The sequence below is a fragment of the Sulfurimonas sp. RIFOXYD2_FULL_34_21 genome, from assembly GCF_001830805.1.
Taxonomy (GTDB): Bacteria; Campylobacterota; Campylobacteria; order Campylobacterales; family Sulfurimonadaceae; genus Sulfurimonas.
This window is the reverse complement of record NZ_MICH01000005.1, coordinates 30593-43788: the sequence shown is the minus strand read 5'-3', so window position 1 is coordinate 43788 and position 13196 is coordinate 30593. Positions and strand designations below refer to the sequence as shown.

At 34.1% G+C, this 13196-nt stretch carries 14 protein-coding genes; 9 read left to right on the top strand and 5 right to left on the bottom strand.

The genetic code is table 11. The annotated features are described in order from the left end of the window. The first annotated feature begins 93 nt into the window (after nt 1-93). The 8 genes from A2530_RS03170 (at nt 94) to exbD (ending at nt 8444) form a co-directional block, all read left to right on the top strand. Nucleotides 94-1545, top strand: coding sequence for an acetyl/propionyl/methylcrotonyl-CoA carboxylase subunit alpha (locus A2530_RS03170; protein WP_294885639.1), 1452 nt, complete (start codon nt 94-96; stop codon nt 1543-1545). 78 nt (nt 1546-1623) lie between these two features. Next, complete coding sequence (locus A2530_RS03165) at nt 1624-2982, top strand: phosphomannomutase/phosphoglucomutase (RefSeq protein WP_294885637.1); 1359 nt, start codon at nt 1624-1626, stop codon at nt 2980-2982. 40 nt (nt 2983-3022) lie between these two features. Beyond that, a complete protein-coding gene (locus A2530_RS03160) occupies nt 3023-5068 on the top strand; it encodes a response regulator (protein WP_294885636.1) in 2046 nt (681 codons plus the stop codon). 54 nt (nt 5069-5122) lie between these two features. Continuing rightward, nucleotides 5123-6130, top strand: a complete 1008-nt coding sequence (gene pyrC / locus A2530_RS03155; protein WP_294885635.1) for a dihydroorotase — start codon at nt 5123-5125, stop codon at nt 6128-6130. After that, entirely contained in the window at nt 6123-6776 is a 654-nt protein-coding gene (locus A2530_RS03150) for a response regulator transcription factor (RefSeq protein ID WP_294885634.1), read from the top strand. Before pyrC ends, A2530_RS03150 begins: the two co-directional genes overlap by 8 nt. Before the next feature lie 49 nt (nt 6777-6825). Then, nucleotides 6826-7596 (top strand): HAMP domain-containing sensor histidine kinase, encoded by a 771-nt coding sequence (locus A2530_RS03145; RefSeq protein ID WP_294885632.1) that lies wholly within the window; start codon nt 6826-6828, stop codon nt 7594-7596. Beyond that, nucleotides 7596-8045 (top strand): TonB-system energizer ExbB, encoded by a 450-nt coding sequence (gene exbB, locus A2530_RS03140; RefSeq protein WP_294885631.1) that lies wholly within the window; start codon nt 7596-7598, stop codon nt 8043-8045. Before A2530_RS03145 ends, exbB begins: the two co-directional genes overlap by 1 nt. Nucleotides 8046-8051: 6 nt before the next feature. Next, nucleotides 8052-8444, top strand: coding sequence for a TonB system transport protein ExbD (exbD, locus tag A2530_RS03135; RefSeq protein ID WP_294885629.1), 393 nt, complete (start codon nt 8052-8054; stop codon nt 8442-8444). Here exbD and A2530_RS03130 read toward each other — a convergent pair whose 3' ends face one another. After that, nucleotides 8445-8675, bottom strand: a complete 231-nt coding sequence (locus A2530_RS03130) for a hypothetical protein (RefSeq protein ID WP_294885627.1) — start codon at nt 8673-8675, stop codon at nt 8445-8447. A 109-nt stretch (nt 8676-8784) separates the two neighbouring features. Here A2530_RS03130 and tpx point away from each other — a divergent pair, with 109 nt between their 5' ends. Then, entirely contained in the window at nt 8785-9294 is a 510-nt protein-coding gene (tpx, locus tag A2530_RS03125; RefSeq protein WP_294885626.1) for a thiol peroxidase, read from the top strand. Between the two features lie 14 nt (nt 9295-9308). Here the strand turns inward: tpx and A2530_RS03120 are convergent, their stop codons facing one another. The 4 genes from A2530_RS03120 to groES form a co-directional block, all read right to left on the bottom strand. Further along, nucleotides 9309-9875 (bottom strand): hypothetical protein, encoded by a 567-nt coding sequence (locus A2530_RS03120; protein ID WP_294885624.1) that lies wholly within the window; start codon nt 9873-9875, stop codon nt 9309-9311. A gap of 1 nt (nt 9876) precedes the next feature. Next, nucleotides 9877-10941, bottom strand: coding sequence for a magnesium/cobalt transporter CorA (gene corA / locus A2530_RS03115; protein WP_294885622.1), 1065 nt, complete (start codon nt 10939-10941; stop codon nt 9877-9879). Nucleotides 10942-11078: 137 nt separating this feature from the next. Then, nucleotides 11079-12707: a chaperonin GroEL gene (groL, locus tag A2530_RS03110; protein WP_294885620.1), complete on the bottom strand. Its 1629-nt coding sequence runs from the start codon at nt 12705-12707 to the stop codon at nt 11079-11081. 12 nt (nt 12708-12719) lie between these two features. Then, the gene (gene groES, locus A2530_RS03105; RefSeq protein ID WP_294885618.1) at nt 12720-12980 is read right to left on the bottom strand and encodes a co-chaperone GroES; all 261 of its coding nucleotides are present in this window, start codon (nt 12978-12980) and stop codon (nt 12720-12722) included. Nucleotides 12981-13196 lie beyond the last annotated feature (216 nt).

Genomic DNA, 13196 nt, shown 5'->3' with positions numbered 1-13196 from the left:
GCAAGAACAGATAGCTTTATAAGCATTAATAGTGAAGAATTTATTTTTTTAAAGTTATAGAATTTCGTCAAAATTTATCCGCAAGGCACAGAGATGAAAAAAATTTCTAAAATACTAGTTGCAAACAGAGGCGAGATAGCTCTAAGAATAATTAGAGCATGTAAAGAGTTAGATATAAAAAGCGTGGCAATTTTTTCAGAGGTTGACGTTGAAGGTATTTGGGTAAAAAAAGCAGATGAGTGCTACCCGATAACCGGAGATGCGCTCCAAGCTTATCTTGACTATGACAGAATCATCACACTAGCACTTAAAGCCGGATGTGACGCTATTCATCCGGGGTATGGTTTTTTGTCTGAAAACGCAGAATTCGCACAATCATGTGAAGACAGAGGCATAATTTTCATCGGTCCAAAACCAGCTCACATAGCTCTCTTTGGCGATAAAATGGCTTCTAAAGTAGCAATGAGAGAGATTGGCGTACCTGTTTTAGAAGGAACGGATGAGCCGATAGTAGATAAGGCAGAAGGCGGTAAAATCGCCGCAAAAATAGGTTTCCCCGTTATCATAAAAGCTGCATTTGGCGGCGGTGGACGAGGCATGAGAATAGTAAAGAGTGCAAAACTTTTTGATGAGATGTTTGACTCCGCTACAAATGAAGCTAAAAAATATTTTGGAAAAGGCGAAGTGTTTATCGAAAAATATGTTGAAAATCCAAGACATATAGAGATTCAAGTCGTAGCAGACAAATACGGCAATGTCGTGCATTTAGGAGAAAGAGATTGTTCTATTCAAAGAAGACACCAAAAGGTAATCGAGATTGCTCCATCGCCTAGACTTAATCCTGCGGCAAGAAAAGAGCTTTATAGAATATCTACAAAAGCGATGCTAAAACTAGGATATGAGAGTGTAGGAACTGTTGAGTATCTACTTGATGAAAATGACAATATCTACTTTATAGAGATGAATACAAGGGTTCAAGTTGAACATCCAGTAACTGAAATTATCTCAGGAATCGACATAATTCAGAGAATGATAGAGATAGCAGAGGGAGACAAACTAAAATATCTTCAAGAAGAGATAAATTTCCGTGGATATGCAATAGAGTTTAGGATAAACGCAGAAAATCCTCAAAATAACTTTATGCCCTCAATCGGAACTATCACAAACTATATAACCCCAGGAGGACCAGGAGTTCGCCTTGATTCAAGCGTCTATACAGGTTATACAATCCCGCCAAACTACGACTCAATGGTAGGAAAACTTATCGTTTGGGCGCTTGACTGGGAAGGTGCCGTAAAAAAAGCATCAAGGGCTTTAGATGAATTTTATATCGACGGAGTTATCACGAACCTTTCTCTTCACAGAGAGATAGTTAAAGATGCAGACTTTATAGCAGGAAATCTAAACACAAGCTATCTTGATAAAAAAATGGAATTATTCAACCTAAAAGCTACAAAGACAATAGCCGAAGAGGAGAAAAAGACCTCATTTATCGCAAATTTGATAAACAAGATAAAAGAGCATAAATTAATTATCAGACACTAAAGATTTATCACTATTTACTGCCCAATAAAAAGAGAGTTATTGTAAAATACGTTTACAAAACCATTAAAGGCATAAATAGTGAGCATCTACAGAGAGTATGACATTAGAGGAATTTTTGAAAAAGAGTTAAATGAGCAGAGTGTTGTCCGTATAGGGTACGCTTTAGCTTCTAAGATAGAGGGCGAATATGTAGCTGTCGGATATGATGCTAGAAGCCACTCGCCTATTTTATTTGAGTACCTTGTTCACGGTTTAAATGCCGGCGGTAAAAAAGTTTTAGATATGGGTCTTGTTCCTACTCCCGTTAACTACTTCACAAACTATCAGGAGTGGAACGGTATTACTCCCTCAGCTTCAGTTATGATTACAGGCTCACACAATCCAAGCGAATACAACGGTTTTAAAATAACTATAGACAAAGCACCGTTTTTCGGAGAAGATATTTACGCTCTAGGACGTGAATGTGCTAGCTTGGAGTTACCTGCAAAAACAACAAGAGATGTTACAAAAATAGACGCCGTGACGAGATATATAAACTTTTTAGTAAATGAATTTTCTCATCTAAAAGACATGCCTATAAGAATCGTATATGACTGCGGAAACGGTGTTGCGGGAATAGTTACCGAAGATATCTTTAAAGCATTAAATCTAAATGCAAAAGGGTTATACGTAAATCCTGACGGCTCTTTTCCCAACCATCATCCTGATCCCTCAGACGAGCATAATTTAGAAGATATTAAAAAACTCCTAGAGACAGATGGCGATATAGCTTTTGCATACGACGGAGATGCCGATAGAATTGCAGTTTTAACTCACAAAAATAATATAAAGGGCGATATGATGGCTCTTTTATACTCTATGAAGATGGACAGGCCTACGGTTGTCGGAGAAGTAAAATGCTCACAGGTTATGTACGATGAACTTGAGAAGCGCGGTGCAACTGCTATCATGTACAAAACAGGTCACTCTAATCTAAAAGTTAAGATGAAAGAGGTAAATGCCGATTTGGCATGCGAGGTAAGCGGACATGTATTTTTTAAAAATCGCTACTTTGGTTATGATGATGCAATTTATGCAACGCTTAGAATGTTAGAACTTGTTCATGACGGAATTGATTTGGATGCGGAACTGGCAAAACTTCCACATGTATATTCTACAGAGGAGATAAAAGTTCATACTACAGAGTCTGTGAAGTTTAAAATAATCGATAAGATAAAAGAACTTCTTAAAACCCCGCCTAAGTCATTTCCGACTATTAAAAACATTATAGACGTTGACGGTGTGCGTATTAATTTTGAAAACGGATGGGGTTTGGTAAGAGCTAGTAACACGACTCCGGTTTTAGTTACACGTTTTGAATCAACTTCTCAAGAAGAGGCAAAACTTTATGAAAAAGCTATCGGTGATTTGATAGAAAAAGCTAAAAACTCTCTTTAGGAGCTGTTTATTTTCAGATAATGAAAAGATTAGGATTAGAATGCAGATGAGTGCAGATATAAAAGATTCGTTGAATATTTATAAAAATCTCTCTATATTGTATGCACAATACAATGAAGAGAACTTTTTTAATCAAAGAATCTTGCAATATATGTCAAAAATTTTTCATACTTCCATTGGAGTTGAAGATACTCTAAGTAAGTATGTTAATTTTGAAGAGATAAACGGTTTTTATTTTGATTTAATCATACTTGACAACAGATTCGGGCTTGATATCTGTTATGAAATTTTAAAAATAAATCCAAGACAAAGAATTATAATAAGAGTTAAGCTAGATAACAATGAAAATTTATCCGAATATTATATAAAAGGTTTTGATGATTTTATATATGAACCGCTAAACAAGTTATCCATAAATAAAACAATCTCAAATATAGCAGAAAAAATTGATTACAGCAACTTGCTGGCACGCAGCTTAGAGATAGATAAAGATATCTCTGAAATTGTAACTCAGTATGAGAGCAAGTTAGAAGAGTCTCAAAGAAAACTTGAACAAAGAAGTGAGTTTTTCGCAAGCATGAGTCACGAGATAAGGACGCCTATGAATGCCATAATAGGTATGAGCCAAATATTAATAGATGATAGCACTCTTAGCGAATCACAAAGAGAAAATATTAAGATTATAAACAGATCATCAAATATGCTCCTTGGCATTATTAACGATATACTTGATTTTTCAAAAATAGAAGCCGGAAAATTAACTCTGGAGAAAACTTCATTTGATTTAAATGTAATTTTGAGCTATCTAGCAGATATGATTAGCTTAAAAACACAAGAAAAAGGTATAAATATTATCTTTGATATAGACCATAATATAGGAAAAAACTATCTTGGAGACCCGCTTAGAATCTCTCAAATTCTTTTAAACCTTATCAGTAATGCCGTTAAGTTTACGGATAAGGGCGAAATTATTCTTAGCATAAAGACTATAGAGTCTAATGAAGAGGAGTCAAATATACAATTTGAGGTCTCAGACACCGGAATAGGTATGAGCCAAGAGCATCTACAAAATCTTTTTCAAAGTTACTCTCAAGCTTCGCATGATATAAGCAGAAAATATGGCGGCACCGGTCTTGGGCTTACAATATCAAAACAGCTTGTGGAGATGATGGGAGGAAGAATATGGGCGGAAAGCATCTACGGAGAAGGAAGTACTTTCTTTGTAAATATACACCTAACCAATGATACTACCATTTCAAAAAGAAAATATCGCCTTATTTCGAAAAATATAATGGAGTGGAGAGTGCTTATCGTGGATTCTCATGAAAAATCTATAAATTCTCTTAAGTATTTATTGGATTATTTTCATATAGTATCACACACTGCGTCGAGCGTTGATGAAGCAAAAGATATCCTAAATAAAGAGAAATTTGATCTGTTATTTATAGATGAAAACATGTTTGATATATTTGATTTTGCATCATATAAAGAAAAAACAGCTGCTAAAATAGTAGTGATAGAAAATTGGATGAGTAGCTTAAAGAGTAAAAAAAGAGAAAATAAAACTATCGATGAGCTTCTAAAGAGACCTTTTAATCAACAGATGGTTTTTGATGCGCTAACTAATATTTACAATAAACTCTCTCTAAATGGCAACTTAGAACAAATAAATGCATCTCCAAAAGATTCTATAAAAGCGCTAGGAAAACATAAAATATTTATAGCAGAAGACAATATAATAAATCAAAAAGTTATGAGCGGACTTTTAAAAGATACAGAAATCGAGATAGAGTTTGCCAATGACGGGCTTGAAGTTTTGAAACTTTTGCAAAACACTCATGATTTTCCGCGTTTAATTTTAATGGATATAAATATGCCAAACTTAGACGGATATATGACAACTCAAAGCATAAGAAGAAATAAACAATATGACAATATTGCGATAGTAGGACTTAGCGGAAATACGGATGCTAAGGAGATTGAACAAGCAAAAGAGTTAGGTATGCAAGATTATTTGCTAAAGCCTATAGATGTAAAAGAGCTCTATAAAATACTGATAAAATATTTGGGTGATATAAAAATTTAACCCCTATTTGGCTATAATTTACACACTTTAAATATTAATTTGCCAAGGGAAAAAATGAAAACTCATACTATTTTGATGCCGCTTGACATGCATCTACATCTTCGTGACGGTGTAATGCTTGAAAACGTCGCTCCGCTTAGTGCTTATAGCTTTAGCGGTGCGTTAATTATGCCAAACCTTGTTCCGCCAATAGAAACACTAGAAGATGTAAAAGCTTACAAAGCTCGGATTATTGCAGCCGCTCCAAACGACTATTTTGAACCGTACATGACACTTTTTTATAAAAATTACGATAAAAAGTTTTTAGCAAGTGTTGCAGAACATATCACTGCAATTAAATTATATCCTGCGGGAATCACAACTAACTCCGATAGCGGTATTTCATCTTTTAACATAGAAGAGATGCGCGAAACTCTTGGAGCTATGAGTATTTTGGGAATTCCACTTTGTGTTCACGGCGAAACTAACGGTTTTGTTATGGACAGAGAAGCAGAGTTTATGAGCATTTACGAACTTCTTGCGAAAAATTTTCCTGATTTAAAAATCATAATGGAACACATCACAACTAAAGCTGCCGTTGACATGTTGGACAAATATAAAAACTTATATGCGACAATTACTGTTCACCATCTACTTTTAACGCTTGATGATGTTGTGGGCGGAATGATGATGCCTCATAATTTTTGCAAACCTATCGCAAAAAGACCTGAAGATTTAGATGCTCTCTTAAGCGTTGCATTAGAAGCTCATCCAAAAGTTATGTTCGGTTCAGACTCCGCACCTCATCCAAAAGAGAAAAAAGAGTGCTCAGGCTGTGCCGCAGGAGTTTTCAGCGCACCTATTGCTCTTCAGCTTTTGTGTGAGATTTTTGAGCAGTACGATAAGTTAGATAATCTTCAAGCCTTTGTAAGCGACAATGCACAAAGTATCTATAAAATCTGTCCTGAGTTTAAAGAGGTAATTTTAGAAAAACGCCCTTTTGTAGTACCTGAAAATTACAACGGTGTCATTCCTATGTACGGGGGCAAAATCATTAACTGGGCAATACAAAGCGTTGAATAGAGTTCTGTTCTTAGAAGATGATATTCTCTTTGCAGAGACTATTGTTGACTTATTACAAGAGAGCAATTTAGAAGTTACTCATGTTCCAAACGGTCAAAATGCCCTTGACATGACATTTAAAAAGAAGTTTGACCTCTATCTTTTAGATATAAATGTACCGCTTATAGACGGGACTACTCTTCTTAAAGAACTTAGGGCTTCAAATGACAATACTCCTGCAATTTTTTTAACATCTCATAAAGACAAAGAGATGTTAAAAAAAAGTTTCTTAAGCGGAGCAGATGATTTTTTAACAAAACCTTTTGATACCGATGAACTGCTATTTCGTATCGGAGCGATTCTAAAAAGAGTTAAATGTGATAGTGTGACTTGTGTAGGGTTTCTTTGCAATGACGATATCCATAAACGTATATTTTACAAAAACCAAGAACTAGAACTATCTAAAAAAGAGTACGACCTTCTTTTGCTTTTAATGAAACATGCAAATAATACTGTACCAAAAGAGTTGATTTTTGACGAGTTATGGAGCAGCAGTGAGGGCGGAAGCGAGGGTGCGGTTAGAGTCTATATAAATCGCATAAAACAGTTAATTCCGCAGATGAATATTGAAAATATTCGCGGTGTCGGGTATAAGCTTGTTTCGTAATCTTCGTATTAGTATCTTTATATACTACACACTAACAGTCATCTCCCTTATGAGTATTTTATACTATTATATAGCGGTAGTAAAAACAGAAAACTTTTTTTCGCTACTGCTTATTTTACTTATTTTAATCATATTTGCCGGAGTTATAATTTCCAAACTCTCAGTTGATCCCCTATTTGAGCATATGACAAATCTTCAAAATCTCTCTACTGAGACGCTACATGAACTAAATCTTCCAATCAGCACAATTCAGACAAATATTCACATGTTAAAAAGAAATATAAGTAGTGAGAAAGATTCAAAAAGAATTAAAAGAATCGAGAGTGCATGCGATATGCTACAACAAAGATACAATGAGCTTGATTATATGATAAAAGTCCAAAGCTCAAATATAAAATACGAAATCATAAACCTTAATGAACTTGTAGAAAACAGAGTAGAGTTTTTAAAACAGGTATATCCACATGTAGAGTTCAACCTAAACTTAACTTTTACGCAAATTAAAAATGACAAAGTCGGCTTATCAAAGGTCATTGACAACATTATAGACAATGCTGTAAAATATTCACGCAATATTTACACAATAAATGTAGAATTGCACGATTTTACTCTGCATATACAAGATTACGGATGCGGGATGGATGAAGTAGAGCTTTTAAAAATCTTCGACAACTATTACCAGAGTAATGAAAGCATGCATGGATTTGGTATAGGTCTTAGCATGGTTAAGAGATTTTGCGATGCAAACAAGATTTTATTAAATTTCAAATCAAAACCTGACATAGGCACAACGGTTATATTAAAATTCAAGGAAAATTAGTGGAAAACAATATTTTAGCTTATGCGGAAATGGCACTTGACTATGGAGTCATGGGGCTTCTTATACTAATGAGTATAGTTACTCTTTGGTTGTTTATAGAGAGAATGTTATTTTATAAAACACTCCGCGTTTCAGACTATAAAAATAGAGATGAACTAGAGATGGATTTAACAGACAATATAAGTGTTATTAGCGTAATAGGTTCCAATGCTCCTTATGTAGGTCTGCTTGGAACCGTTATCGGAATTATGCTTACGTTTTATACAATGGGAGATGCATCGGCTATTGATGCCAAAAAAATCATGGTAGGTCTTGCACTTGCGTTAAAAGCAACTGCAATGGGACTTATAGTTGCAATGCCTGCTATTGTTGCATACACTCTTTTACTTCGCAAAGTTGAAAAAATATTAACTGTTTTTGACATAGAACAAGAAAAACAGAGCAAGTAAATTAAAATGCCAAAATATAAAAAACAACGAAAAAGATTTGATGAGATAAATGTCGTTCCCTTTATAGACATCATGCTTGTGCTTTTAGTCATGGTTTTAACCACTGCTACTTTTATAAAGCAAGGAGTTATTCCGGTTGAGCTTCCGAGTGCAAAAGCATCTAAAAAAGAGGATATAAAGAAAGAGGTAACCGTTTATGTAAATAACAAAGGCGAACTCTTTATTGAAAAAGAAAAAGTTGATTTAAAAATGCTTGAGAATAAATTATCTCTTATTTCAAAAGAACAAACTGTTGTTTTAAAAAGCGATAAAGAATCTAAATTTCAAGACTTTGTAAGCGTAATGGATATTTTAAAACGTCTAAATCACGAACAGCTTTATATAGTTACAAAAGAGTAACTAGTAAGCTCTATCTAGCAGTTTAAATCTGCTGGAATTTTTATCTTCTATAACTTTTTCTTCATCTACATGTAAAACTTTTTTCGGCTCGGTATCAAATACTTTTTTCTTTACATCTTTAACTTCATGAAAAAGAGTGCTTGCTATAAAAAAAAGTACAACTATTATCACTATGCTTGCATAAAAAAGTATATAGTTTTTAATATGCCCCGATTCAAAAGGATTTTGCATCTGTTTTCTTATTATTAAATTTTTCTAATTATATTCAAAACCAACGCAATAAAAGATAAATTACATAATTTTTATGATAATATAATTAAAAAAAATTTAAGGGATATTTATGCAGACAACAATGTTTAAAGGCACAGTTGTAAACTTAGCAGGAGTTGCCGTTAATGTGGGAGATAAGGCACCGATTGTAACTGCTATCGGAACTGATTTAAACGAAGTAGAAATCGGCGGAGCAAAAGATAAAATACAGCTTCTAATTACCGTTCCTTCACTTGATACCGATACATGTGCGGCTGAAACTAGAAGATTTAACGAAGATGTTAACAATCTTGATATTTGCGAAACGACTGTAGTCTCTATGGACTTACCGTTCGCTTCTGAGCGTTTTTGTACAACAAGCGGCATTGAAAACCTATCGGTAGTAAGTGATTATCTGGATAAAAGCGTTAGTAAAGCTTACGGCGTTTTAATGGATGACAATAAACTAAAAGGCCTTAGTGCTAGAGCTGTCTTTGTAATTGACAGAAGCGGAACGGTAGTTTATAAAGAGATAGTAAAAGAAGTTACGGCAGAGCCTAACTATGAAGCTGCTCTTGAAGCTATAAAAGAGGCTAGATAAACTCTAGCTTCTGCTTATTTTACACTAAAATTAAATATAACTTTGGCATTTTCTATGCGCTCATATAAAAAAATCTTTTTTCTATATGGAATCCACTTTATTAAAAAAGTAGCCAAAGCTTCCCATAAAGAGACCCAAACTGCGACAGTCAAGCCCTCGGCTATAACGGCAAACACAATGCTCTTTTGCATTAATTCGCTTTGATTCATTAATGCAGAAATCGTAGCTATCAATGCTCCTATAATAAATAGAGTTGTAGATTTTTTTAACATCTCTTTCATTTCTTTATGTTCACGTTCTTGCAAATAAGCAAAAAATTTATTTATGCTATCTTCAACTCTCGATATTGACTCAAGCTCTATTTCTGATTCAAAGTTAAATCTAATTATAAATTTTTCATCTTCAATCTCTTTTGCACAATCAATTATGTAATCCACCAAATCCTGATTCAAATCTTTTTTTAAAAAGTGAGATTTTTTGTCAAAATTACTATATAAATCCTCTACTTTTTTTGTAGAAACGTCAATTATAATCTCCCCGTTTTGGGTACGTTCATAGCGTTCAAGAATCTCTTTTTTCAAGTTATATCCATTTTTTTTTCTTAAAATAAACAAATGACATGATTGAAAATATAATAAAAAATACCCACAATACCGGGTATGCTAATTTCCATTTCAATTCCGGCATATACTCAAAATTCATTCCATATACACCTGCTATAAAAGTCAAAGGTATAAAGATAGATGCAAAAACAGTTAAAACTTTCATTACTTCATTCATTTTATTACTAACGCTGGATATATAGATATCAAGCAATCCGGCCAATATATCTTTATAAGAATCAATCTCTTCTGATACATGTATTACATGTTCATAAATATCTCTAAAGTATTCATGAGTCTCTATGCGAATCAATGTACTATCACTTCTTAATATACCGGATAGCAACTCTCTTAAAGGCGATACAGATCTTCTTATATTAATAAGTTCTCGTTTATATTGTTGAATTTTAACAAGAGTTTGTGATGTCGGATTTGTTAATAGTTCATCTTCAATTGAATCGATAACAATATCTAAAGAGTCTATCAAAACAAAATTCATATCTGTTACAACATCTAAAATTGCATAAGCTAAATAGTCACTGCCTCTGCTTCTTAATCGTCCTTTGCTATTTTTAAGCTGCTGATAAATTGGAGAGAAAAGGTCATCGGAGGTTTCTCTAAAAGTAAAAACAAAATTATCTAGTATTAAAAAACTTATCTGTTCATAACTAACCGATAACTTTTCGTTTTGCAGCGCCAAACTCTTAATAACAATGTATATATACTCATCTTCCTCTTGAAATTTAGGTCTTTGATGCGTATTTAAGATATCTTCAAGAACAAGCGAATGGATATGGAACATTTGTCCAATCGACTCGATTATTTCAACGTTTTTCAGCCCTTCAACATTAACCCATGTAATAGTGTCTGTTTCTTTATATTTTATAAGTTCTTCTATTGAAAATATATTATTCTCTTCAATAGTATCTTTGTTATAATCTACCAGCGATATTTTTGTTTCAGCTTCGAATACACTGCCTACATGTACAAGAGTACCGGGCATCATTCCCACTTTTTCAGAAACATAGGTTAAAGATTCAGACATATAAATACTCCACTAATTAAGTATAAAAAATATTATAGCATATAGCAATATCAATTACATGTTTGTTAAAATTTAGAGTGCAATAAAAAGAGGAGAAAATCCCTCCATTATGGAGGGATATAGAAGTATGAAAATGATTACATCATTCCGGGCATACCGCTCATTCCGCTCATATCTGGAGAAGACGATTTATCTTCCGGTATTTCAAAGATAGCAGCTTCAGTAGTTAAAAGAAGACTTGAAACCGAAGTAGCATTTATAAGTGCTACGCGAGCAACTTTTAGAGGATCTATAATTCCGGCTTCAAACATGTCAACATACTCGCCTGTTGCAGCATTAAAACCTATATTTTCATTTTCTGCACTCTCAACACTGTTTACAACAACACCGGTATCATAACCTGCATTTTGAGCTATCTGTTTCATCGGAGCTTTTACTGCACGAAGTATTATTTCAGCACCGATTTTTTGGTCACCCGTCAAATCAAGCTTAACTTTTGCAGCAGCACGAACAAGTGCAGCTCCTCCACCGATAATGATACCCTCTTCTACCGCAGCTTTTGTAGCCGATAGGGCATCATCTACTCTATCTTTTCGCTCTTTCATCTCAGTCTCAGTTGCAGCACCTACTTTAATTACTGCTACACCGCCAGATAGTTTTGCCAAACGCTCTTGCAATTTTTCTTTGTCGTATTCTGAAGTCGTTGTATCAATTTGAACTTTTATTTCGGCAATTCTTGCTTTAACCGATGCTTCATCTCCTGCACCGTTTACGATTACGGTTGTATCTTTATCAAGAACTACGCGAGAAGCTTGACCTAACATTTGAATATTTGCACCTTCTAGTGTATGTCCCGTCTCTTCTGAAATAACAGTACCACGCGTTAAAGTCGCAATATCATGAAGCATTGCTTTTCTTCTGTCCCCAAAACCTGGAGCTTTAACGGCAGAGATATTTAAAACACCGCGAAGCTTATTTACAACTAATGTCGAAAGTGCCTCACCTTCTACGTCTTCGGCAATGATTAAAAGAGGACGAGAAGTTTTTTGAACTTGCTCAAGCACCGGAAGTAAATCTTTAAGTGATGAAATTTTACTATCAACTAGTAATATCCAAGGATTTTCTATTTCAGCAATCATTTTTTCAGTATTTGTAATAAAATATGGACTTAAATAACCTCTGTCAAACTGCATACCTTCAACAACATCAAGTTCATCGGAAATACCTTTTGCTTCTTCAACAGTGATAACACCGTCTTGACCGACTTTTTCCATAGCCTCTGCAATCATATCACCGATAGCAGTGTCAGAGTTAGCAGAAATAGTAGCAACCTGTGCTATATCTTTTTTGCCGTTTACCGCTTTTGAAGATGCTTTTAGATTTGCTAAAATTGCTTCACAAGCTTTATCCATACCGCGTTTTACTTCAACAGGATTAGCACCTGCTGTAATATTTCTTAGACCTTCAGAAAAAATAGCATTTGCCAAAACAGTTGCAGTTGTCGTACCGTCACCTGCCTCATCTGCAGTATTTGAAGCAACTTGTTTTACAAGTTGAGCACCCATATCTTCTAACTTGTCTTTTAGTTCAATTTCACGAGCAACAGAAACACCGTCTTTAGTGATTATCGGGCTACCGTAACTTTTTTGAATAAGAACATTACGACCTCGCGGTCCCATTGTTACCTTTACGGCATCCGTTAATTTTGCAACTCCACGAGCTAATGCATTACGTGCATTATCTGAAAATATTATCTCTTTTGCCATTTATTATTCCTTTTATTTAACTATTCCAAATATATCATCAGTATCTAAAACTAAAAATTTCTCACCTTGCAATGAAATCTCATTACCGGAAAATTTTCCAAAAACTACAATATCTCCGCATGATAGTTCGCTCACTTCAGAACTAACTGCCACAACTTCACCTTTAGAAGGTTTTTCTTGTGCATTATCAGGAATAATAATACCACTGCTTGTAGTATTTGCCTCTTCTACTTTTTTTATTAGGACTCTTTTGCCTAATGGTTGAAAATTCATATAAAACTCCTTAAATTATATTGTTTACGAGTGCAATATTACAAAAAAAAAGTAACAAAGTCAATACTTTTAGCCATACAGGCTAAAGGTTATTAAGTGTATTTTGTTAAGTTTATTGACACTGCTAACATTTCAATAAACAACCTCTTCTCTATTTCTACTATTTATTAATTATTTTCTTGAAATCTTAGGTTATTTAAAGTTTTAAGTAAGTAT